The 22,721-nt window shown below is 64.4% G+C and carries 23 protein-coding genes, 1 tRNA gene and 1 pseudogene; 12 read left to right on the top strand and 13 right to left on the bottom strand.

Features of this window, described 5'->3' with window-relative positions; all coding sequences use genetic code 11:
* Positions 1–3: 3 nt before the first annotated feature.
* Positions 4–735, top strand: coding sequence for a DUF599 domain-containing protein (locus tag QA649_RS20755; RefSeq protein WP_283025797.1), 732 nt, complete (start codon positions 4–6; stop codon positions 733–735).
* 867 nt (positions 736–1,602) lie between these two features.
* Positions 1,603–2,040: a hypothetical protein gene (locus tag QA649_RS20750; protein ID WP_283025796.1), complete on the top strand. Its 438-nt coding sequence runs from the start codon at positions 1,603–1,605 to the stop codon at positions 2,038–2,040.
* Between the two features lie 324 nt (positions 2,041–2,364).
* Here QA649_RS20750 and QA649_RS20745 read toward each other — a convergent pair whose 3' ends face one another.
* From QA649_RS20745 to mgtE, 4 genes are all read right to left on the bottom strand, one after another.
* Positions 2,365–3,330 carry a hypothetical protein gene (locus QA649_RS20745; RefSeq protein WP_283025795.1) on the bottom strand — a complete coding sequence of 322 codons (966 nt, stop codon included), beginning with the start codon at positions 3,328–3,330 and terminating at the stop codon, positions 2,365–2,367.
* Positions 3,331–3,379: 49 nt separating this feature from the next.
* On the bottom strand, positions 3,380–4,198 hold the full coding sequence (locus tag QA649_RS20740; protein WP_283025794.1) for an aldo/keto reductase: 819 nt from the start codon (positions 4,196–4,198) through the stop codon (positions 3,380–3,382).
* Between the two features lie 140 nt (positions 4,199–4,338).
* Positions 4,339–4,641: a helix-turn-helix domain-containing protein gene (locus tag QA649_RS20735; RefSeq protein WP_283025793.1), complete on the bottom strand. Its 303-nt coding sequence runs from the start codon at positions 4,639–4,641 to the stop codon at positions 4,339–4,341.
* A gap of 240 nt (positions 4,642–4,881) precedes the next feature.
* Positions 4,882–6,303: a magnesium transporter gene (gene mgtE, locus QA649_RS20730; protein WP_283025792.1), complete on the bottom strand. Its 1,422-nt coding sequence runs from the start codon at positions 6,301–6,303 to the stop codon at positions 4,882–4,884.
* 116 nt (positions 6,304–6,419) lie between these two features.
* On the opposite strand from mgtE, the gene QA649_RS20725 reads away from it, so the two are divergent.
* Both QA649_RS20725 and QA649_RS20720 read left to right on the top strand, forming a co-directional pair.
* A complete protein-coding gene (locus tag QA649_RS20725) occupies positions 6,420–7,193 on the top strand; it encodes a polysaccharide deacetylase family protein (RefSeq protein WP_283026060.1) in 774 nt (257 codons plus the stop codon).
* A gap of 157 nt (positions 7,194–7,350) precedes the next feature.
* Positions 7,351–8,610, top strand: a complete 1,260-nt coding sequence (locus tag QA649_RS20720; RefSeq protein ID WP_283025791.1) for a polysaccharide deacetylase family protein — start codon at positions 7,351–7,353, stop codon at positions 8,608–8,610.
* A gap of 5 nt (positions 8,611–8,615) precedes the next feature.
* On the opposite strand, the gene QA649_RS20715 is transcribed toward QA649_RS20720, so the two are convergent.
* Positions 8,616–8,990, bottom strand: a complete 375-nt coding sequence (locus tag QA649_RS20715; protein WP_211413928.1) for a hypothetical protein — start codon at positions 8,988–8,990, stop codon at positions 8,616–8,618.
* Between the two features lie 277 nt (positions 8,991–9,267).
* Here QA649_RS20715 and QA649_RS20710 point away from each other — a divergent pair, with 277 nt between their 5' ends.
* Entirely contained in the window at positions 9,268–9,525 is a 258-nt protein-coding gene (locus tag QA649_RS20710) for a hypothetical protein (RefSeq protein WP_283025790.1), read from the top strand.
* 42 nt (positions 9,526–9,567) lie between these two features.
* Here the strand turns inward: QA649_RS20710 and QA649_RS20705 are convergent, their stop codons facing one another.
* Both QA649_RS20705 and QA649_RS20700 read right to left on the bottom strand, forming a co-directional pair.
* Entirely contained in the window at positions 9,568–10,665 is a 1,098-nt protein-coding gene (locus QA649_RS20705; protein ID WP_283025789.1) for an ABC transporter substrate-binding protein, read from the bottom strand.
* A gap of 211 nt (positions 10,666–10,876) precedes the next feature.
* Positions 10,877–11,563, bottom strand: a complete 687-nt coding sequence (locus QA649_RS20700) for a DJ-1/PfpI family protein (RefSeq protein WP_283025788.1) — start codon at positions 11,561–11,563, stop codon at positions 10,877–10,879.
* 92 nt (positions 11,564–11,655) lie between these two features.
* Between QA649_RS20700 and QA649_RS20695 the strand changes: the two genes are divergently transcribed.
* Entirely contained in the window at positions 11,656–12,594 is a 939-nt protein-coding gene (locus tag QA649_RS20695; protein ID WP_283025787.1) for a GlxA family transcriptional regulator, read from the top strand.
* A 50-nt stretch (positions 12,595–12,644) separates the two neighbouring features.
* On the opposite strand, the gene QA649_RS20690 is transcribed toward QA649_RS20695, so the two are convergent.
* Both QA649_RS20690 and QA649_RS20685 read right to left on the bottom strand, forming a co-directional pair.
* Positions 12,645–12,833 (bottom strand): hypothetical protein, encoded by a 189-nt coding sequence (locus QA649_RS20690; protein ID WP_283025786.1) that lies wholly within the window; start codon positions 12,831–12,833, stop codon positions 12,645–12,647.
* A 10-nt stretch (positions 12,834–12,843) separates the two neighbouring features.
* Entirely contained in the window at positions 12,844–13,137 is a 294-nt protein-coding gene (locus QA649_RS20685) for a four-helix bundle copper-binding protein (RefSeq protein WP_283025785.1), read from the bottom strand.
* 163 nt (positions 13,138–13,300) lie between these two features.
* Between QA649_RS20685 and QA649_RS20680 the strand changes: the two are divergent.
* Positions 13,301–13,591 (top strand): annotated as a pseudogene (locus QA649_RS20680) (putative quinol monooxygenase); the annotation flags it as partial.
* Positions 13,592–13,649: 58 nt separating this feature from the next.
* On the opposite strand, the gene QA649_RS20675 reads toward QA649_RS20680, so the two are convergent.
* A complete protein-coding gene (locus QA649_RS20675; RefSeq protein ID WP_283025783.1) occupies positions 13,650–14,642 on the bottom strand; it encodes a sugar-binding domain-containing protein in 993 nt (330 codons plus the stop codon).
* A gap of 280 nt (positions 14,643–14,922) precedes the next feature.
* Between QA649_RS20675 and QA649_RS20670 the strand changes: the two genes are divergently transcribed.
* From QA649_RS20670 to QA649_RS20650, 5 genes are read left to right on the top strand one after another with little or no spacing between them, the layout of a single operon-like run.
* Positions 14,923–16,197 carry an alkaline phosphatase family protein gene (locus QA649_RS20670; protein ID WP_283025782.1) on the top strand — a complete coding sequence of 425 codons (1,275 nt, stop codon included), beginning with the start codon at positions 14,923–14,925 and terminating at the stop codon, positions 16,195–16,197.
* On the top strand, positions 16,190–17,308 hold the full coding sequence (locus QA649_RS20665) for an ABC transporter ATP-binding protein (protein WP_283025781.1): 1,119 nt from the start codon (positions 16,190–16,192) through the stop codon (positions 17,306–17,308). Before QA649_RS20670 ends, QA649_RS20665 begins: the two co-directional genes overlap by 8 nt.
* Complete coding sequence (locus tag QA649_RS20660; RefSeq protein WP_283025780.1) at positions 17,305–18,234, top strand: sugar ABC transporter permease; 930 nt, start codon at positions 17,305–17,307, stop codon at positions 18,232–18,234. Before QA649_RS20665 ends, QA649_RS20660 begins: the two co-directional genes overlap by 4 nt.
* Positions 18,231–19,073 carry a carbohydrate ABC transporter permease gene (locus QA649_RS20655; RefSeq protein ID WP_283025779.1) on the top strand — a complete coding sequence of 281 codons (843 nt, stop codon included), beginning with the start codon at positions 18,231–18,233 and terminating at the stop codon, positions 19,071–19,073. Before QA649_RS20660 ends, QA649_RS20655 begins: the two co-directional genes overlap by 4 nt.
* Before the next feature lie 15 nt (positions 19,074–19,088).
* On the top strand, positions 19,089–20,381 hold the full coding sequence (locus QA649_RS20650; RefSeq protein WP_283025778.1) for an ABC transporter substrate-binding protein: 1,293 nt from the start codon (positions 19,089–19,091) through the stop codon (positions 20,379–20,381).
* A 167-nt stretch (positions 20,382–20,548) separates the two neighbouring features.
* Here QA649_RS20650 and QA649_RS20645 read toward each other — a convergent pair whose 3' ends face one another.
* From QA649_RS20645 to QA649_RS20635, 3 genes are all read right to left on the bottom strand, one after another.
* Positions 20,549–21,724 carry a hypothetical protein gene (locus tag QA649_RS20645; protein ID WP_283025777.1) on the bottom strand — a complete coding sequence of 392 codons (1,176 nt, stop codon included), beginning with the start codon at positions 21,722–21,724 and terminating at the stop codon, positions 20,549–20,551.
* A 458-nt stretch (positions 21,725–22,182) separates the two neighbouring features.
* Positions 22,183–22,267: transfer RNA gene (locus tag QA649_RS20640), tRNA-Leu, on the bottom strand.
* 161 nt (positions 22,268–22,428) lie between these two features.
* Positions 22,429–22,671 carry a FliM/FliN family flagellar motor switch protein gene (locus QA649_RS20635; protein ID WP_018647371.1) on the bottom strand — a complete coding sequence of 81 codons (243 nt, stop codon included), beginning with the start codon at positions 22,669–22,671 and terminating at the stop codon, positions 22,429–22,431.
* Between the last annotated feature and the right edge of the window lie 50 nt (positions 22,672–22,721).

Raw genomic sequence — 22,721 nt, 5'->3', positions numbered from 1 at the left:
CACATGAGCAGGCACTGGGTCGACATCACGGCGGTCGGCTTCTTCATCATCGAATGGCTGGCCTATGCCCTGACGCTGGAACACTCCGCCTATGGCCGCGACAGCCTGTCGGCGCGCATGAACCGCTATCGCGAGGTCTGGGTGCGCCGCCTGCTCGACCGCGAGACGCGCATGGTCGACATGCAGATCATGGCCTCGCTCCAGAACGGCACCGCCTTCTTCGCCTCCACCAGCCTGTTCGCACTCGGCGGCGCGCTGGCGCTGCTGCACGCCACGAATGATGCGATCACGATTTTGAGCAAGCTGCCGATCGACCTCAGCACCTCGCCGGCGATGTGGGAGCTGAAATGCGTCGGCCTCGTGCTGATCTGCGTCTACGCCTTCTTCAAGTTCGCCTGGGCCTATCGCCTGTTCAACTATGTCGCGATCCTGTTTGGCGGCATGCCGCCGGCCTCGCAAGCCGACACGCCATCGGCCGAAGCCCACGTCATCCGCACCTCGCGCGTGTTCGAATCCGCCGGCCGCCATTTCAACCGCGGTCAGCGCGCCTTCTTCTTCGCGCTCGGCTATCTCGGCTGGTTCGTCAGCCCCTGGGTGCTGTTCGTGACCACGGCCGCGGTGGTGATCGTGACGTGGCGGCGCCAGTTCGCGTCCAGCGCCTGGGCGGCGATGGCGCCGGAGGCGGTGGATGGCGATACGGCGATGAAGAAGCGCGGTCATTGGAGCCGGCGCTAGCGCGAGCACAGTATTAGCTCCGTCATCCTGAGGTGTGAGCGATGGGACGCAGCGCGTCCCATCGGGAGCCTAGAAGGATGAGCGGCCACGATACAGCCGGGCCGTCGCCCTTCGAGGCTTGCTCAGCGGCGCGATGCGCCGCAGAGCGCGCACCTCAGGGAGACGGAGAGAGATAAGCACTCACTGCCTCCACATCGTCATTGCGAGCGCAGCGAAGCAATCCAGAGTCTCTGCGCGGTGGGATTCTGGATTGCTTCGCTGCGCTCGCAATGACGGAGTATGAGGAAGCAGCGTCGTTCGTTCGGCTCCCAGTTCAACTTGCAGACACGCCTCCGCATCCTCGTGGCCTAATAGCTTTGCTTGATCTCTCCACCCTCTAAATCAAGAGGACAGTCCACGCCCCGTCGGCGCGTTATATGCCGGCCTACTTCCGGCGCATCGTCCCCGACCGGCAATCGAACCTGGCCACGGGCCGATCCATCTGCCAGAGCTCGACGTCGCGGCCGTCGACAAGCCGCTCCGCGGAGCTGATCGCGGCTTCATCGTCGACGCAATCCATCTGGATCATTCTTATTGGACGGTCGTGTAATCCTATGATCAGTGCACGATAGGCAGACATCTTGATCTCCCGACAAATGCGCGATGGCGCCCGCTCACCACAACGTGACGCTGACGGCATTCGAATTCGATGGGGATCGCATCGCCTGTTTCTAGGCGCGGCATAAGTGCCGGACGCGCGCAGTGCAGGCCAGTCCTATACCGCTCCTATGCAATCGCGATCGCGGCAATCTCGAAATCATACTGGACCCGGCACCATATCCGTTCCGCCGCGCAAACTCGGGCGGCGTAGCGAATTGGGTGAGAATGATGTCTACCTCAGGAGTCAGCGACAGGATCATCGATCCGATGATGGCCATCGCGAACTGCTCGACGCGGCAGCGCATTGTCGTGGTCGGCGCAAAGAGCATGGAATTGATGATGGAGCTGCAGCGTCGCGGATATCTGCTCGCGGCGGCAGCAGGCAATTGCGGCCTTCCGGCCGGTCAGTATGACGTCGCGCTCGTGGATTGGCGCAAGCGCACGCTTCACGCGCTCGAGGCGACGATGCATTGGCTCGACGACTTCCTCACCCCCCGTGCCGTTCTGGTGATCTGGCTCGATGCGCAAAAGGCGGTCGCGAAGGAAGCGCTTCGTGCCGCAGTGACGAAGCGCGGCTTCGTCGTCCTGCAAGGCGCCGAGCATCCCTGCGGCAGCGTCCTTCTGGCGCGACGTTCGCAAGCCCTCCCCATCCAGCAGGCGGCGTGAGCACGCGCACGTCCGCCACAACGCTTCGAAGAGCTGACCATGCTGAAATCGAAGATACGACGCGCCGTCATTCGCGAGTGGATGTCTCTTGCGCCCGAGCAGAGACGGTCCGCCGAACAGGTGGGCGCCTTTGCACTTAGCGCAACCGGACGACACAGCCTGCCACGCAGCCGGCGAACGCCGTATGGCGTGATCATGGCATGGCTGAAGCCGCGCACGGGGCGCCCCTAGGCCACGATGCTCGTCGCCTTCCCCCCGCCTCGCGAACCACCGCGGGTGGCGTGTCGTCCGGACGACGCTGCGCTGATACGGGCTACGATGGAGCTACCCGCCGAAATCCCGCGGGCTGAACGGCAGGTCCAACACCTTCCATTCCTCGTATTTGTCGGCCGGCAACATCTTGTAGGGTTGGCAAGCCTGCAGCGCGCTCGTTGCGGACTTCACGATGGCCACGCCCTTCGCGGATGGCGGGGCTTCGATCAGGATCGGCGGGCGCGTACCGTCGGTGGCGAACACCGTGCGGAGCTTGATGTGGACGTTGTCGGTCGGGTCGACCCCGGCCGGCAGCTTGGCGCAGCTTCTCAAATGACGGCGAAGCGCCGCGATGACTTCGGCCGGCAGCTTGGCTGCAATTGAATCCTTGGCGTCGCCGCCATCGTCCTTGGGAGCGTCTTTCGGCAGCTCGGTCGGCAGTTCGGGCGGCAGCCCGAGCATGACGCCATACTTGACGGTGACGTCAGGCTCCGGCGCCTGATAGGCCGGCGGAGGCGCGGCTTGGGGCTGCTGCGTCGCCTGTGGCGACTGCGGTGCCGGCTGCGATTGCGGCAGTGGCTGGGGCGGCGGCAGTTGCGACGGCTGAGGCTGCGGTTGCGTCGGCTGTGGCTGTTGGGCCTGTGGCTGCGCGGTCGCCTCAGGTTGCTTCGGCGCCTGTGAGGGTTGCGGCTGTGGCTGTTTCTGCTCCGGCTCGGGCGACGCCTTCTGCTGCGATGATTGCGACGCGGCCTGCTGCTTCGACGCCGTTTCCGCCTTGTCGGTAAAATCCAGCTTCGGCAGCTTCAGGTCGGGGAGCGGCTCCGGCGGCTTCTCCTTTGCCTCTTCCTTGGCCTTCTCCTCCGCCTTGGCCTCCTCCTGCTTCACCTGCTCCGGCGTGACGATGTCCACCGAAACGGTCTCGGGCGCCTGGCTACGAAACGGATGGACCTCGCTGATCACGATGATCAACGCCACCAGCGTCAGATGCGCGATCGCCGACGCTGCAATGTCCGTCCGTATGATCTTCCGCAGTTCCATCGCCCGGTCTTGGGTTGCCGCCCTGCTGTTAGCATACCGCGGTCTCCCCTCAATCCCATTTCGGCGCGAAGCCGAAATCGGTCAGCCGGCCCCTGGGGCTGGCCAGCGCGGCGATCTGCACCATCTCGTCGTCGGAGAGCTCGAAATCGAAGATATTGATATTCTCCGACAGGCGTTCGACGCGCGAGGTGCGCGGGATCGCAGCGACATTCTGTTGCAGCAGCCAGCGCAGGCAGACTTGCGCCGGCGTCTTGCGATGCGCGCGGCCGATGGCGACGAGGGTCTGGTCGGACTTGATGCGGCCCTTGGCAATGGGACTGTAGGCAACCAGTGCGAGGCCGTGCTGGTCGCAGGCCGCCCTCACCTTCGCCTGGTCGAGATAAGGATGGAATTCGACCTGGTTGCAGACCAGCGGCTCTGATGACAGCGCCACCGCCTGCTCGATCAACGCCACCGTGAAGTTGGAGACCCCGATGTGGCGGGTCAGCCCCATGCGCTTCGCATGCGACAGCGCGCCAAGCGTCTCCGACAGCGGCACGTGCGGATTGGGCCAGTGCAGCAGCAGCAGATCCACTGAGGGAAGCCGCAGGCGCGCGAGGCTCTCCTTGACCGAGCGCTCGAGGTCGTGGGGCGCGAAATGGTTGGTCCAGACTTTGGTGGTCAGGAAGATCTCGTCACGGCGCACGCCTGAGGCGCGCAAGCCGTCGCCGACCTCGCGCTCATTGTCGTACACCTGGGCGGTGTCGATGTGGCGATAGCCGAGCCGCAGCGCCTGCTCGACCACACGGGCGCAGGTGCGCCCTTCCAGTTCCCAGGTCCCGAGCCCGATCGCCGGGATCCTTGCGCCATTGGCCTCGACGAACAGCATGAGGAATCCTCTCTGTCACGCAGCCCCGGCCGACATTATGGACCTTGCCCGTGATGGTTGCCAACGGACGTCAGTGCCAGCGGGACGGATATTCAGGGCAATGCTAACAGGAGGTTCGCGCGAAGCCTTGACGTCAGGCCTCAGACCTTGGCGAGCGCCTGGAACACGGTGTCGGGCGCGTGCGCGATCACCGCGAGCAGCGCGCGCGCCGGGCCGCGCGGGGCGCGCTTGCCCTGCTCCCAGTTGCGGATGGTCTCGACGGGAACGCCGAGCTTGGCGGCAAACTCCATCTGGGTCAGGCAGGCGCGTCGCCGCAGGTCGCGCACCGCGAGCGAAGAGGCCTCGCTCGGTGCGGCATTGGCTGCCGGCTGGACCGGAAATTCCTGTCCGTCCCGCAACTCGACGATCCGTCCGTCCGCCTTCAGCCGCAACCGCATGTCCATTCCCCCAAGCGCAGGCGATGATGCGGCAGGTCGCTTAAGTTCGGATTAAAGATAGGAGGTCTCGTGCCCCGGACGCGGCGCAGCGTACCCGGAGCATGAAAGTGAGGGGCCCAGCTGCCCGCCCGCGTCATTGCGAGGAGCTCTTGCGACGAAGCAATCCAGACTGCCACCGCGGGGATTCTGGATTGCTTCGCTGCGCTCGCAATGACGTGCAGAGAGCGCGGCGCCCCAAACCGCCGCCTACTTCAACCCGAACCAGAGCGTCGCAATCCCGAGGAAGGAGAAGAAGCCGACCACGTCCGTCACCGTGGTGACGAAGGTGCCCGACGCCACCGCCGGGTCGGCCCTGACGCGTTCGAGCGCCATCGGGATCAGGATGCCGCCGAGCGCGCCAGCGACGAGGTTGCAGATGATGGCGAGCCCGATGACGATGCCGAGGCCGGGAATCTTGAACCAGGCGACCGCCGCGATGCCCGTGATGACGGCGAAGGCAAGGCCGTTGACGAGACCGACCAGCGTCTCGCGCAGCACCACGCGCCAGGCGTTGGAGGAGCCGAGCTCGCGGGTCGCGAGCGCGCGCACCGCGACCGTCATGGTCTGGGTCGCGGCATTGCCGCCCTGGCTCGCCACGATCGGAGCCAGCACCGCGAGCGCGACCATCTTCTCGAGCTGCCCCTCGAACAGGCCGAGCACGGACGACGCCAGGAACGCGGTGGCGAGGTTCACCAGCAGCCAGTTGAAACGGCCGCGGGCGATGGTGAGGAACGTGTCCGACAGCTCTTCGTCGCTGGTGACGCCGCCGAGCGCCTTGAGGTCCTCGTCGGCCTCCTCCTCGATGACGTCGACGACGTCGTCGACGGTGATGACGCCGACGAGGCGGTCCTGGGTGTCGAGCACGGGAGCTGCGACCAGATTGTACTTGCCGAACATGCGCGCCACCTCCTCCTGGTCCTCCAGGACGGAGACGCGGCGGCGGTCCTCGTCGGTCAGCTCGGTGAGCGGCACCGGGCGGCGCGCGCGCAACAGCACGTCGAGCGGGACCGCGCCCTGCCAATGCTGGTCCTTGTCGACGACGTAGATCTCGTAGAAGCGGTCGGGCAGATCCGGCGTCTCGCGCATGTAGTCGATCGCCTGCCCGACGGTGAAATCCTGGGGCACGGCGATGAACTCGGTCTGCATGCGGCGGCCGGCGGAATTCTCCGGATACAGCAGGCTGCGCTCGAGCGCGACGCGCTCCTGCAGCGGCAGCTTCTCGAGGATCTCCTCCTGCTCGTCCTGGTCGAGGGTCTCCAGCAGCTCGACCGCGTCGTCGGATTCGAGCTCGCGGACGCCTTCGGCGACCGTCTCCGGCGGCAGCTCCTCGAGGATCTCCTCGCGCACGGCTTCGTCGACCTCGTTCAGCGCCGAGAAGTCGAAGTCGCGCCCCGTGAGCTCGACCAGGCGGACGCGGTCGTCGGGCGCGAGAGCGCCGATCAGGTCGCCGAGGTCGGCCTCGTGCAGCTCGGCCACGCAGGCCCGCAGCGCAGCGCTGTCCCCGGCTTCGATCGCGTGCGCGATTTCCTCGACGAATTCGTGCCGAATTTCGCCGTCTTCATTGCGCATCGGCACGTGGTCGAGTACCGAATCCGCGGCGGATGGGGCACCGTCCATATGTTCATCCATGGTGCGCCTCGCCGTTTGACAGGTTGGAACGAGTGGTCTGAGCTGATGGTTCAGGCAATACCCACAAGGCAACTGCAAGCGCAATGGCAAAGATGCTTCGGCGGAAATGGACATCGATGTCGGCGGGCGCGGTCCTTGCGGCCCTCACCGGCATGGGCTCGGCGAATGCCGCCGAGTGCCCGCGCAAGGACGCGCTCGGCACGTCGCGCATCCTGAGCGTCGATGCCAAGGCCACGCCGCGCGTCGGCCTGAAGAGCTTCCCGCAGACGCTGGCGCTGGCTGATCACGAGGTCGTGCTGACCTTCGACGATGGCCCGCATCCGCCGACGACGTCGAAGGTGCTGGCGGCGCTGGCGCAGGAATGCGTGCGCGCGACGTTCTTCCTGATCGGCCTGCACGCCTCCGAGCACCCCGAGATGGTCAAGCGCATCGCGCGCGAAGGCCATACCATCGGCCATCACACCTTCTCGCATCCATTCATGGCGCGGATCCCGTTCGACAAGGCCAGGAGCGAGATCGACCGCGGCATCGCAGCCGACGAGATGGCGCTGCACGGGGTCTCGACGACGACGCCCTCGACGCCGTTCTTCCGCTTCCCCTATTTCGAAGCGACGCAAGGACAACTCGACCTGCTGCAATCGCGCGGCATCGTCGTGTTCGGGGCCGATCTCTGGGCCAGCGACTGGAACGAGATGACGCCGGAGCAGGAATTGAAGCTGGTCACCGAGCGCCTCGCTGCGAGCGGCAAGGGTATCATCCTCTTCCACGATCCGAAGGCGCGCACGGCGGCGATCATGCCGGCCTTCCTGCGGTATCTGAAGCAGAACGGGTTTCGGGTGGTTCACGTGGCCCCGGCGGGCACGTCACAGAAAAGCGCCGATGCGCGCTGATGCTGGAATGTCACGGCGGCGCAAAATGGGGTGATTTTGGCCCTATTAACACTCTGTTCATGCTACGGCATGCAATGATGCAAGGGTATGGCGGCTGAACCGTTTCCAGGCGTCTCCGACCTACTATGGCGGCAATCGCATGAGGCAGACGGGATTCATGATCGGAAGTAGCGTTGTGGTTCGGACGCGATCGTGGATCGTCCTGTGTCTGGGTTTGCTGACCGTGGGCGCACCGGCAGCCTATGCGGCCGACTGCCCCGGCCACCCGGACGCGCTCGGGACGTCCCGCACTCTCGTGGTCGATCCGCGCGAGCATCCGCGCATCGGCACCATGCAGTACCGCGAGACGCTGCCCCTGAAAGACCACGAGGTCGTCCTGACCTTCGACGACGGTCCGCTGCCGAAATATTCCAACCAGGTCCTCAAGATGCTCGACGACGAGTGCATCAAGGCGACCTTCTTCATCATCGGCCAGCAGGCCAAGGCGAACCCGGAAGGCGTGCGCAAGCTGGTGGCGGCGGGACACACCGTCGGCACCCACAGCATGAGCCATCCGCTGACGTTCGACCGGATGCCGGTCGAGAAATACGAGCCCGAGATCAACGGCGGCATCGAGTGGACCTCGGCCGCGATGACCGATCCGTCAAAACTCGCGCCGTTCTTCCGCATTCCCGGCCTGATGCGCGCCGAGGGTGTCGAGAACTATCTGATCTCGCGCGGCATCCAGGTCTGGAGCGCCGATTTCCCGGCCGACGACTGGCGGCATGTGTCGTCCGATCGCGTCTACCAGCTCGCGATCCAGCGGCTGGAGGCCAAGGGCAAGGGCATCCTGCTGTTGCACGACATCCAGGCGCGGACGGTTGCAGCGCTGCCGAAAATCATCCGCGACCTCAAGGCGCGTGGCTATCGCATCGTGCATGTGGTGCCGGCGACCCCTGACCGGCCGGCAACGCCGACCACGCCGGTGGAATGGCTGCTGCATCCGCCGACCGAGACGACGCCGATCGCCCGCTGGCCGGCCGTTCCGAATTTCGTGTTCACCGAGACCCGGACGCTGCCGGCGCCCGCGCTGGCCGACCTCAATGCGCAGACCGAGCACCAGCCGCTGCTGCCGCGCCGGACCAAGGGGCAAACGGATATCGCATCCACCCTGCCCGTGCCCGGCCACGATCTCTTCTCGATTCCGGAGGGCTCGGTCGAGGTGCTGCTCTCCACGACCCTGTCGCGGCGCGCCGCGACGCGGATGGCCATGGCGGCCGAGACGCCCCGCGCAGGCAAGGACAAGGCTGCAAAGGGCAAGGCCGTCAAGCCACACGCTGCCCGGACGGCGCGTGCGGCGCCTGTCGCCCCCAAGCATGCCGCGCAGGCCAAGCCCCGCCCGACCCGCGTCGCGACCAGCGTGAAGAAGCGCGCCTGAAGCGGCTATTGCCGCATGATCGCGGCGACGCAGAGCAGCACTATCAGCGCCAGGAAGAACAGGTCCATATAGGACTTGAGCTCGCCGTCGCGGCGCAGCCGGGCGACGTCGGCAACGACCTGCTTGCGCGCATTGGTTCCGCCCGAGCCGTCGTTGATCGGGGCCTGAAGCCGCTTCGTCTCGGCCTCCAGCTTCTCGATCTTCTGGAAGAAGTAGAACGCACGCAGCGTCGAGGCGGCACGCATGCCGGCATAGACCAGCACCAGGATCGCGAGGATCGCCCGGTTCGGATACTTCTCCATGAAATTCAGGCTGAAATAGACCACCGCCATGAACGCGAAGTTGGTGACGAAGCGGTAGACGAAGCTGAGAAAGACCATGCTGGCTTGAGCCTTGAGGGTGCGCAACCGGATCGTGTGCGGGTACGGGATCAGCGGACCCAGACCGGAACTACCGGACTGGATCGCGTGCAGACGCCCGTCTACGCCAAGATTGTTTCAACAAAGATACCACGGTCCTGCAACTTGCCGCCTTTTTGCCACGAGCCGCCATATTGCAAGGACCGCCTGCCGGAAGCGGGCCGTCCGCGACGGCTCAATGGCGATTTGGCGGAAGTCGCGTTAGACTGGGCAGCGCCGCCATATCTGGGGTCTGCCGATGCCGAAGAAGGGAATCACGGGCCACGACGAATGGGTTCTGACCGAGGCCCTCGCGACCGCGCTGGTCGCGCTGGAGCAGCTCGCGCCGAAGCACCAGCCGAGCGCGCATATGGAGGACATCCGCAAGATGCTCGCGAACGGCAAGGAGCCGGCAGCGGTGAGCCTGCACCTCGCCCAGGCCAAATGCCGCCTGTTTCCGGATATGGATCCGCTGGAGATCTACAAGGAATACGGCATCGGCGAGGAATACGGCTGAGGGGCATTCGCCACCGGCTCCCTCGCCGGCCTCCGGCCGCCGCTAGTTTCCCGACACCTCGAGCAGCGGGCATTCGCTTTGGCTCAGGGGAAGATAGGCGTCCTCGGCCGGTATCTTCTCGACGACCTTGTAGTAGTCCCAGGGGGTTTTGACGTCCGCGGGCTGCTTGACCTCGACCAGATAGAAATCGTGCACGAGCTTGTTGTCGGCGCGCAGCCGCGCTCCCCGGGCATAGAAGTCGTCCACCGGTATCGCGCGCATCTTCTCCAGCACGGCGTTCGTCTCGTCCGTTCCGGCCGCAGCTACGGCCTTTAGATATTGCAGCACGGCGGAATAGACGGCGGCCTGTGGCGCGGTCGGCATCGCCTTGTGCAGCTTGAAGAACCGCTCGGCGAAGGCGCGCGTCTCCTCATTCAGATTCCAGTACCAGGCCGTGACCGTGGTCAGTCCCTTCGCCGTTTCGACGCCCATGGCGTGGACGTCGGTCAGGAACATCAGCTCGGCGACCGGCTTCTGCGGCCCCGTCGTCATTCCGAACTCGTTCCACTGCTTCATCGAGGTCACAAGCTGCTCGCCGGCATTGGCGAAGGCGACGACCTTCGCCTTCGAGGCCTGGGCCTGCAGCAGGAACGAGCTGTAGTCGGCATTGCCGAGCGGGTGAAAGACCGCGCCGAGCGATTTGGCGCCGGCCGCAGCCAGCACGCGCTGCGACACCTCCACCATGTTGCGCCCGAACGCATAATCGGCCGCGATGAAGAACCAGCTGTCGTAGCCCTGCGACACCAGCCTGCGAACGGATCCTGCGACCAGGTTGTAGTTGTCGTGCAGCCACATCAGGCCAGTGCGCGAACATTGCTTGCCGCCGATATCGGTGGTCCCGACCGCCGAATAGATGACGATCCTGTTCTTGTCGCGCGCGATCGACTGGATCGCGAGCGCCACCGCCGAGTTGCCGACGTCGGCCACCATGTCGACGCCGTCAACGTCGAACCATTTGCGCACCACCTGGGCGCCGATATCAGGCTTGTTCTGATGATCGGCAATGACGATGTCGACCTTCAGCCCCGGCGACGTCTTCTGGAAATCCTCGACGGCCAGCCTTGCGGCGACGACCGAGCCGGGTCCGGCGAGGTCCGACAACGGTCCGGCCTGACGATGCCGATCCTGATCAGCCCGCCGGAGAACTCGGCGGCCGCGCTTCGCGCAATCAGCGCGAGCGGCCCCAGCGCCAGGACAAGAGCCAGGCTCAACCGGCAAAGCCGCCGCTGCCACAACCGCAACTCTCCAACACGACAAGGCGCCATTGCCCCCTCCGTTTCAGCATCGCGACGCTTGTCGGCGATGACCTGCGCTATCCCCGTTGACCCACGGCCTTCCTGACGAACTCCAGCCGCCGCGCCTGCGACGGCGCCACGCGCTCCTGCATCGCCGCGACGATCGCGGCCGGCGCCGTATCCGGCGAGCCGGCCTCAAACGGTGGCGCGGGATTGTATTCCATGCGGAGCTGGATCATCTCGGCGGCGGCGCGGCCCCGGAGCATCGAGACCAGCGTGAGCGCGAAATCGATTCCCGCCGTGATGCCGCCGCCTGTGATGCGATTGCGATCGATGCACACCCGCTCCCGCGAGATCGAGGCGCCGAAGAACGGCAGGGCATCGACGGCCGTCCAGTGCGTCGCCGCGCGATATCCCTGCAACAGGCCGGCGGCACCCAGCACGAGCGAGCCGGTGCAGACCGACGTGACGTATCTGGCGCCCCTCTCCTGCTCGCGCAGGAACGCGAGGACCTCCTCGTCGAGCATCAGCTCGTCGGTGCCATACCCCCCGGGTACACAGATCACGTCGAGCTGCGGACAATCGGCAAAGGTGACGGTCGGCGTCAGCAGGATGACTGAATCGCTCGGCACCGATTCGATCCGCTTCCAGATCAGATGCACATTCACGTCGGGCAGGCTGGAGAAGACCTGCGCCGGACCGGTGAGATCGAGCTGGGTGACGCGGGGAAAAACCAGAAGACCGATCTGCAACGGACCCGACATGACCAACCTCGACATCGCGCTTGACGATGGCAGCCTGCCATGTTGGCCTTGAGATCGGAAACGGCGTAATTCCCTCATTTTTGGACGCGTCCATGATCGGCTTCCTGATCTTTCCCGAATTCCAGTTGCTGGACGCGGCGGGTCCGATCTCGGTGTTCGAGATCGCAAGACGCCATGTGCCGCATGCACCGCGCGTGATCACGGTCGCGGCCAAGGCCGGCGCGGTGCGCAGCTCGTCGGGCACCGAGATGCTGGCGCACAGCCTGCGATCGGCCAGCGGGGTCACGACGCTGTTCGTCGCAGGCGGCGAAGGCGTTGAGGCCGCGGCGCGCTGCAAGACGACGATCGCCTTCATCCAGAGACTGGCGCGGCGTGGGGTGCGCATGGCCAGCGTCTGCTCCGGCGCCTATCTGCTCGCCGAAGCAGGACTGCTGGACGGCCGCTGTGCAACCACGCACTGGTCCTGCACGCGCGACTTCACCGGACGCTACCCGAAGATCCGGCTCGAGCCGGACCAGATCTTCACCCGCGACGGTCATGTGTGGACGTCGGCGGGCATCACCGCCGGAATTGATCTCGCACTCGCCATGATCGCCGAGGATCACGGCGAGGACATCTCGCAAGCCGCCGCGCGACAGCTCGTGCTCTATCAGCGCCGCGGCGGCGGGCAGTCACAGTTCTCGACCTTGCTCGAACTCAAGACGCCGAACGGCCGCTTCGCCAGCCTGCTGTCCTGGGTGCGGGAAAATCTCGACGCGCAGCTCACCGTCGATGCGCTTGCGGAGCGCGCGGGATTGAGCGCGCGGCATTTCGTGCGCTCCTTCATCGCCGAAACCGGATCGACGCCGACCAAGGCCGTCGAGCGCCTGCGGGTCGAGGTGGCGCGCGAGCGGGTGCAGTCCTCCGGCGAGGCGATCGAGCGCGTCGCGCAATCCACCGGCTTTCGCGATCCCGAGCGGATGCGCCGCGCCTTCATCCGGGCCTTCGGCCACCCGCCGCAGTCACTGCGGCGCTCAGCACGGAGCGCGTGACGGCAAGCGAATCGGCGAGGAATACGGCTGAGGGCGGCCGACCGCGCGAGCTAGGGTCCGCCCGCGACTGATCCCGCGATCACCATGACCAAAGCGGCAAGATCGATCTTGCCGTTGACGACCAGCTCTTCCGAGCGGTTCGCCTCGCTCGCGCCCTGGAGCTTCAGCGCTTGCGGCCGGTCAGCCGCCTGGCGTTCCAGTTCGCCGATGATGGCTTCCGTGAGCTTCTCTTCCAGCATGGGCATCGCCTCAGGCTGCCATCGCGCGGCAGGATTGGGCGCAGGAGCGGCACATCGCGACGCATTCGCTGCAGATCTCGGCGCATTCGCCGCAAGTATGCCGGTGATGCGGCGTGTTGATCAGCATGAAATGCGCGGCCGTCCGGCACATTTCGGCGCAGGCCATCATCAGGCGGAAATGGTTGGGCTCGACGTGCTTGCCGCCGGTCTCGAGGCAATGGTTCATCGCCGTGCCGAGGCAGGACCTTGAGGTGCGGCTCGCGGTTCCAAGCGCGTGATGAACCGGGCTGCGGGCCGCGATCATCACCTACGTCCGCCGTAACTTCGTCCGAGGTCAATTCGCGCCGCATGTCAGCGTGTTCTTGACCTGCGAGGTAATCGACCGAGCGCGGTCGCATGAAGCACTCTTCCCGGGCAGGCCCGATACGCCGGTCCGTCGCCGCCGAACACAGCCGAGGAGAAGCACCATGCCCGTCACCTATGTCATCAAATTTGACGTCGTTCCCGAGCAGCGCACGAATTTTCTGCGACTGCTCGGGGCGGTGCTCGACGCGATGAGACACGAGCCGACGTTTCATCAGGCGGTCCTGCATCGCGATCCGGCGTCCGAAAATCGCTTCATGCTCTACGAGACCTGGGAGAGCCATGACGAGGTCGTGAACGTCCAGATCAAGCGACCCTATCGAGACGCCTGGCATGAGGCGCTTCCCACATTGCTCGCACGTGATCGCGATATCGAGATGTGGCAGCCGCTCTGTTAGGGCGTCGCACGGATATGAAGGTGGTCGAAATGAAAAACTGACCTGCGAGCCAGCATTATGTTTCGAGCAGCGCTCGAGCGACTTGCTCGTCGGTGATCAGAACGTGACAGAGCTTGGCACGGATTCCGGCGCGGATGATGGCGAGCTTCTGGAGGCCGCCGGCCGCCAGCACGATCTGAGGGATTTTGAGAAGTTCTTTGAGCGGAGGATTGACGACGCGCGCTGCCAGATCATGGCCGATCAATCGGCCCTCCGCATCGAGATAGTGTCCGCAAATGTCGCCGACCGCACCCGCATCCAGAAGCGATCGCCAAACATTTTGATCAATGAGGCCGTACTCCAGCGCTTTCGAGGTCTCGGACAAATCGACGGCTGCGAGCAGCGCCATGTCGAGATGGGGAACCATTGCCAGCACAGTCTGCACCGGCTCGCTGGCAACGAACGCATCCCTGAGCGAGGCGGTGTCGGCGAACATCGGCGCGGTCACGTAGTAGCACACCGCATCCAGAGCCCGCGCCACCATTGCAGCATTGTCGTAGGGGTTGATGCGGGTGCTCTCTGCGAGCCCGCCGCACAAGAGTACGACGCGATTGCCGCCGCCAGGCCGCCGCCGCAGATTTTGCGCCGCCGCATTGATGGTGCCGCCCCAATTGATGCCGAGGGTGCCCGGCTCCGGCAAATGCTCGGACACATAGTGGCCGGCCGCTGCGCCCACGATGGGCCGGGCATCTCCTCCGTCGATTGGCGATGGCACGACGATCGCGCGACGCAAGCCAAATTTCCCCACCAGGCCGCTTTCGAGCGCCCCAAAAGCGCTCACCGCACTGTTGATGGTGATCTGCACGAACCCCGTGTCCCGCGCCTCGGCGAGAAGTCGGTTCACACGCTTGCGGGTCACCTGAAGGTGCTGGGCGATCGCATCCTGGGTTTGTCCCTCCTTGAAGTAGTGCCAGCAGACCCGCGCCATGAGCGCAAACTCCGCGGCGTTCTCGCTTTCCTGTTTGTTCGCTCGGTCCAGCACGTCCAGGCTCCCTGTTGCGCGATCCATATCGCAATTCCGCGCACGGCACAAATGTACCCGCATTGTCACAAAAGCGTCGCCCGTCGTCGTTAGGAGTCCAAGAGAAGCCCTCCTCTCAGGCACGATGGAACGACATGCAGCGTGGTGAACTGACCCGGCCTTCCGACAACACAGGCCGGAAATCCGGCCGACGGCTTGGGCGTCCGGAAACGGCGAAATGTCGGCTGAAGAGTGGTCGCACCGGCTGGCCGACATGGCGGCAGCGCACGCGTCCCCTCGTGCCGCTCAACGACGTGGACGCGTGAACATGCGCCGCGCCATCCTCGTTGTCCTTGACGGCCTGCGCCGCGACTTCGTCGCCCCCGAGACCACGCCGCATCTGGCCGCGTTCGCGGCACGCGCCGAGCAATTCTCGGCCCACAGCACAGTCTTTCCTTCATGCACGCGCGTGGTTTCGGCAAGTCTTGCCACCGGCTGCCTGCCGGCTCGCCACGGTCTCCAGGGCAACACCATGGTCCTCGTTGAGGACGACCGTCTTGTGCGTCACGACGCAGGTCGGCCGGATTTTCTCCAGCACAAGAGGCGGATCACCGGACGCAGCCTTGCCGTTCCGACGCTTGCCGAGCGCCTGCGTGAGCATGGTGGCGCAGTGATCTACAGCAACGTGTCTCCGGGAGCGGCCTATGCTCACGATCCCGACGGCCACGGACGCATCTATCATCGCGCCGGCTCGTTTGGGCGAGGCCGCATTCCCTTGCCCGAAGCCGAACAGCTTCGCGTGACCCTGGACGTGGCCGGCGATCGGGCCATGACCGAACGCTTCATTGCGGAGGCGGTGCTGGCCGCGGGGCCTCCCGCATTCGCTCTGATGTGGCTGGGCGAACCCGACGCATCGCAGCACGCACTGCCGCTGGGCTCACCCGAACATCTCACCGTCCTGAAGGAAGCCGATCTGAACGCGAAACGCGTCATGGATGCAGTGGCGCACCTGCCCGACGGCGATGATGTGCTCTTCCTGCTTGGATCCGACCACGGCCATCAGGTAGTGAGCGGCGTCATCCACATCGAGGCTGAGCTGGTCGCCGCGGGCCTCAAGCAAAGTCTCGATTCCGACGACGTGGTGGTCGCCTCCAACGGCACTTCGGCACTTATCTATCTTCACCCTGACGCTGCTGGCCGCGAGGCGACAATCACCAGCTTTCTGACCGGCAAGGACTGGACCGGCGCCGTCCTGCCCAGGGCCGAGCTGCATCGTGTTGGCCAATCCACCGATAACGGGCTCGCCTGCGCCGTCGCCATGCGCGCGACCGAGGCTCCCAATGGTTTCGGCGTTGTTGGGACAAGCTTTGCTGCCAAGCGTTCCGAAGGCAAGGAAGACGTCATCGGCGCAGGTCAGCACGGTGGGCTCGGCGCTGCGGAGCAGTCTCCCTTCCTCATGATCTCAGGTCCGGGCTTCTCGGCCGGAGCGGTCCGCTCCGAGGCAAGCTCGGTCATCGACATCGCGTCTACTATTCTTGCTCATCTAGGTCTGCCCGACGCCGGCACGGACGGCAACGCGCTCCAGCGAGGCAGCCGTGGCTGAGATCGAGCTGCGCGGCATCGAGAAGCGCTATGGCGAGACACCGGTCCTGAAGGGCGTCTCCCTGAAAATCAAAGACGGGGAATTCCTGACCCTGGTGGGACCGTCTGGCTGCGGCAAATCGACCTTACTTCGGATCATCGCGGGGCTCGAGGATCAAGACGCCGGCGAGGTGAGCGTGGGCGGCCGACCCGTGGACGGAGCTCGTCCAAAGGACCGGGATGTCGCGATGGTGTTCCAGTCGTATGCGCTCTATCCCCATCTCAGCGTATTCGACAACATCGCGCTGCCATTGCGCACGCGGCAGCTCTCTTTCGTACAGCGCCTGCCGCTGATCGGCCTGCTCGTGCCCGGCCGCGCCGGCATCGAACGGAGCATTCGCGTGGAGGTGGAGCAGGCCGCCGTCATGCTCGACGTCGCTCATCTGCTCCACCGCAAGCCAGGCCAGCTTTCCGGCGGGCAACGCCAGCGGGTCGCCCTCGGGCGAGCGATGGTGCGGCGCCCCACCGTCTTCCTGATGGACGAGCCGCTATCCAATCTCGATGCCAGGCTCCGTGTGCAGATGCGGACGGAAATCACCTCGCTTCACCGCCGCCTCGGCGTGACCTTCGTCTATGTCACGCACGACCAGTCGGAGGCCATGACGATGGCGAACCGCGTCGCCGTGATGATGGCCGGCGAGCTGCTCCAGGTCGGCCCTCCGGAAGAACTCTATCGCGACCCCCAGGATCTCAGAGTGGCCGAGATGATCGGCAGCCCGAAGATCAACATCGTCACGCGCGCTCACTGGACGGACAATCGATCAGTTCTGTCGGCAGCGCTCGCGCCCCAGACCAGGCGTCTCGCATTTCGTCCCGAAGCGGCGGTCCTGACCGCGCCGGCCGATGAGCTGCCCAACGGCACTGTGACGAATCTTGAAAATCTCGGTTCCGACATCTTCGTGCATGTCGCGCTGCGCGACGGCCCGGAAACCGTCGTGGTCCGCACCGCGCCCGACGAACGGCGCTTTTCGCTCGGCTGCACGGTCGGGCTCAGGATCGACGCCGCGCGGCTGATGCAGTTCGACGAGGCCGGCAGGCGTTGCGGCGTTATCGAGCGGGTGGCGGCAGCATGAGCCTGACACCTCCAATCCAAACCCCCATCCGCGCGGTTGTCCGTCGTCGGCATCGCACTCAGGAGGCCGCTATTGGCTGGCTTGCAGTCTCCCCGGCGTCGATCCTGCTCATCTGCCTGCTCTTTGGCCCCGCTGCGGCAGTGATCCTGTTCTCGTTCACCGACTGGCAACTGGGTGCCACGACGTTCCGTTTCATCGGTACCGAGAATTTTGCTGCGTTGTGGGCGGACCCTCCGTTTTGGAAGGCCCTGATCAACACGTGTCTCTATGTGGCGATCGTCGTGCCCGGAACGGTGGGACTTGGCCTTGCCGCAGCTCTGCTCATCGAGGCGAGCCCTGGCCTGCGCGGCTTCTATGGCGCGGCGCACTTCCTGCCGGTCATGTCCACCATGTCGGCCATGGCTGTTGTGTGGGGCACCATGCTCCATCCCAGCATCGGCCTCGTCAACCGGGCGCTCGCCGCGTTCGGCGTGACCGGGGTCAATTGGCTGCGGGACGAGCGCACCGCGCTCCTCGCCCTCGCCCTCATCGGCATTTGGCAGGGTTTCGGCTTCGCCATGGTGCTGTTCGTCTCCGGCCTGAAGGCGGTGCCTCAGCAGCTCTACGACGCCGCCGCAGTCGACGGCGCGGACGGCCTCGTTGATCGGCTGCGCATTGTCACTCTCCCCATGTTGGGGCCGGTCACCATGTTCGTCATCATCCTCTCCGCAAGCCGTGCCTTCGAGGTGTTCGATAGTGTGCGCGTGCTCACCCAGGGCGGCCCGAACTACGCCTCGGAAGTTCTTTTGAATCGGCTCTATTCCGAAAGCTTCGACTATCTGCGCACGGGCTACGGAGCGGCTCTCACAGTCGTTTACCTTGCCATCGTGATCGCCCTCACGCTCGCACAGGCGCGGTTCATCGAGCGCCGAGTGCACTATTCATGAGCGCGCACCGTCCCGGATACCAGCTTGCAGGACGCATCGCGCGCCATGCCTTGCTGGTCGTTTCCGCAACCTTCGCGCTGCTGCCTTTCGTGTGGATGATCAGCTTGTCGCTGAAACCGCCCGACGAGATCTTTCAACCCGACTTCCATCTCTGGCCGAAGACCTTCCAGGGGATCGAGAATTATCGCGTTGCGCTGACGGCGGCGCCGATGCTCCGTTTCCTGCTCAATGGCGTGTTCGTCTGCGCGACGATCTTCGTGCTTCAGCTCGTGGTTTGTGTGCCATGTGCCTATGCGCTCGCCAAGCTGCGCTTCCGCGGCCGCGACACGCTGTTTTCCGCTGTGCTGGTGGGGCTTCTCTTGCCGCCTCAGGCGCTGGCCATCCCCCACTTTGTCCTGCTCTATGTCTTCGGGCTGCTCGACACTTATGCGGCTCTCATTCTTCCGTGGATCATCTCGGCCTTCGGCATCTTCCTGCTGCGCCAGTTCTTCCGATCCATCCCGGACGAGATCATCCACGCCGCCCGTCTCGATGGGCTTGGCGAATTCGAGATCATCTGGCGCATCATGATGCCGATGAGCGCGCCGGCGCTTGCCGCTTTCGGGGTGTTCTCGGTCGTCGCCCACTGGAACGACCTGTTCTGGCCACTCATCGCGGTCCGGACGGAGGACATCTCGACGCCGGCGCTCGGCATTCTCCTGTTCCGCGATGACGAGGCCGGTCAATTCCTCGGGCCGCTGATGGCCGGCGCCACGATCATCGTCGCTCCGCTGCTGCTCGCCTTCCTTCTCGCCCAGCGCCGTTTCATCGACGGGTTGGCAACCACCGCCATGAAGTGACCAAGGGAGATTGTCATGATCGACAAACTGCTGCCGCGCCGCGTGTTGAGAGTTGTCGGTGCCGCGTTGCTGGCCGCTTGCGCGGTCACCCCCGCCCATGCCGAGGAGATCACGCTGGACGTCCTTTATACCACGCCAGGGACCTTCAATGCTCTTCAGCAGGAGCTGGCCAAGCGCTTCACCGAGGCCCATCCCGACATCAAGGTGAAGTTTCGCAATCCAGTCGCCGGTTACGAAGAAGGGGCCCAGCAGATCCTACGCGACCAGATCACCGGTCGCCTGCCGGATGTCGCCTTCAACGGCATCAATCAGATCGGCTTGTTCGTGGATCGCGGCCTCGGCGCGCCGGTAGATGCCTTCGTGGCGGCGGATGGTGGCCTCGACAAGCTTGGCTACTACCCCACACTCGCGACGCTCGGCCGCTGGAAGGGAAAGCTCTATGGCCTCCCCTTCGCGGTCTCGACCCCGGTGCTGTACGTGAACGCCGACCTCGTGAAGAAGGCCGGCCTCGACCCCGCCGATCTACCCAGAAGCTGGCCCGAACTTGTCGCCGTCGGTCAGAAAATCCAGGCAATCGCCGGAGCCGGCGTGACCGGATTCTACTATCAATGGGACCAGACCGGAAACTGGCTGCTCCAGTCGCTCATCACCAGCCGCGGCGGACGTATATTGAAAGCCGACGGCTGCACGGTTGCCTTCGATGATGCTGCCGGCATGTGGGCCCTCAGGATCCTGGAATCTTTTGGCAAGTCGGGAATGCCCAATCTCGGTATCAGCCAGGCGCGTCAGGCGTTCGTCGCGGGTAGTATCGCCATCCTCGTCGATTCCACATCCTACGTCGCTGCGGCGGACCGCCAGATCGGCAACCGCTTCGATTTCAAGACCGTCGCATTTCCGCTATCGGCGCCGGAGGGCAAGCTGCCGGCGGGCGGCAATGTCGCCATGGTCTTCGCCAAGGACGCCGAGCGGCAGAAGGCTGCGTGGGAGTACGTGAAGTTCGTCACCGGCCCGAGCGGTCAGACGCTGATGGTGAACTATACCGGTTACATGCCCGGCAATGAGATCGCCGTGAAGTCGTCCGACCTGCTCGGCTCGTTCTATGCCAAGAACCCCAATCACACGACCAGCATTCAGCAACTGCCGGTGCTGACGGACTGGGCATCATTTCCGGGAGGGAATTCCCTGAAGATCATCGAGGTCATCAAGAACCACACCGAGAGCCTGGTGACAGGCAAACATCCGGCTGAGGCTGTGATGCCCAATCTGGTGCGGGATGTGAACAGCCTCATGCCCAAATGCAGCGGCTAGAGCATGATCCGGAAAAGTGCGCAGCGGTTTTCCGAAAAGATCATGCTCAAACAATGACCTAAAGCGCGATGACGATTCATCCCAATCTCATCGCGCTTTAGAGCTGGGTGGGCCAGGCAAGCAGGAGTGATCCCCGCAGCTGGCTCAGCTTTGGCGTCATTCCCGGCTCAGCCGCCATACTGCTGCTTCATGTATTTCAGGTAGTTGCCGAGGTGGTGCTGCCAGAAATAGTCCAGCTTCTGGCATCCCGGCGTCCCATCGGTCGGGTTGCCACCCGGGTTGGCGAATAGCGGCAGCAGCGAGCCGACGTCAGCATAGTTCAGCGAGGCCTGAAGCTGGTCAAGGATCTGCTGGATCATATCCGCGATCGTCGATCCGGTGATCGGTGCGGCGGTTGCCGCGCCGAGATCGGCGGCGTTCAAATGGATCGTCTCGGATGTCAGTCTCCGAGAAAGACTCTCGACCCGCTGCTTGAGCCGCCTCACCGCATCGTCGTGAACGCGATTGACCGCGCTCTCACCGTCGGCGACCACGCTGCCGAGTGTGATCATTGCCTCAGGATTGAGACCGCCGCCGAACCCACGCAGCGGATTTGGCGTGTTGAGGTCTGATATCCACTCCAGGGCAAACGGCGCCTGCGGCACCCAGTCCTGCGTCGACGTCACGGCCCAACCGTATCCGTCGACGGCGGCAAGCCGCGCGTAATCGTATGCGTAATGGTCGTTGCCGGCCTTGGCAGGCGCGAAGGTGTAGGTCTTATAGGCCGGCCCCTTGAAAACAACCGTCGAGTGCCGGACCAGCGAGGTCAGCAGCGTGGCGATCGAGGCCCCCTGGCTGTGCCCGGTGATGTAGACATCGTTGCCCTGCTCCGCCAGCAGCCCCAAGGTCACGAACAATGGGCTATCGGTGGTGAACAGCATGAGCAGCAAACTCAGAGCGAAGCCCGAATGGACACCGGCCTTCACCGCACTGTCACCCTCATCGCGGGCGAGGTAGAACGGCAACGAGATCGGACCGAGCTTCACGTCAAAGCGCGCGTTGATCAGGGGGAACAGCAAGTCGGCCAACACGCTGGCTGCGCTTGCGACCGTGCCGCGCACTGCGATCGCATATTGGGTGGTGTCATTCTGGTTCTGCCAGACTTGCCAGTAGTTATCCAACAGCGTGGCACTCGTCGGGGTGAGGTCCTTGCGGATCGCCCAATTTGAGCTTGGATCGGGCACGGGGGGCACGCCGCAGGTTGCCACCACTTCGGTCAGCGATGGCGTGCCGGCGTAGGCATGCTGCGCCATCTCGAGCAGAAGTTGCGCCTCCGCGAATTGGAATCCCGACTTGAGCGTCATGCTGCCCTCCTTGCAAAGGCGCTCGACTCCAGCCGCCCGCATTCGGACCCGGAAGCCAGCGACCGATATTTCGCATCTCTCGGAGTTAATCAATTATAGGGTGTAGTAATATGGAAACGCAATATGAAGGTGTCGATCGACCAGCCTTCGTGATCAAATCATCGGGCGGGAACTGCAGCGCGTCCATCATTCGAAATTCGGCAGCACGTCGATCGTGGCGATCGACTATCTCAATCCCGATTGGGCGCCCGAAAGCGACTTCGACAAAATCGATTGAGGACCGCCGCCGCGCCAGGCTGCCGCGGCAATCTCGGCACAAATCAGATTGGTTGAGTCGCTTCGCCCAGAGGCATCTCTCCGATGCCGCCACTTTCGTGATCAGATCATTGGTTTCATCTGCGAGGGCATTTCGGCAGAAACAGGCCGCTGCCCCGGCTCAAGCGGCGCGATCCGCCATTTGGTGCGCTCGGAGGGACTCGAACCCCCACGGTGTTACCCACTGCCACCTCAAGGCAGCGCGTCTACCAGTTCCGCCACGAGCGCTAGGAGATACCGGCCTGAGGCTTTGAAGGCTGGCCGGATCAGCGGCGCCGATCTAACAAATCCATCAGGGGGATACAAGCCTGCAAAGGCCCTGAATTCCACAAGCTTGGCAGGAAAATCCCCATCCCTGCCCGGATCGGCCCTTTCGGGTGTCCGGGCTGCTACCGGGTCCCCGGCGAGCGCGGCAGCATCTGCTTGACCTCGACCGCGATTCGGTTGCGGTCGACCAGCACGACGCCGGAGGCGACCGGCAGATTATTGGCGAGCACCTTGACCTCGTCGGCCTCGGTTGCGTCCAGCTCGATGATGGCGCCGCGGGAAAGACGTAATACTTGATGGATCGGCATCGTGGTCGTCCCGAGGACGACCATGAGATCCACGGTGACTTTGTCGAGAGTGGGCACTGTCAGGACCGCCGCAACTTAGGACTTGGGACTCTTCATTTGCTCACGAG

The organism is Bradyrhizobium sp. CB1717 (assembly GCF_029714325.1).
Lineage (GTDB): Bacteria > Pseudomonadota > Alphaproteobacteria > Rhizobiales > Xanthobacteraceae > Bradyrhizobium.
The sequence above is the reverse complement of the archived record's forward strand: the minus strand, read 5'-3'. Positions and strand labels throughout refer to the sequence as shown.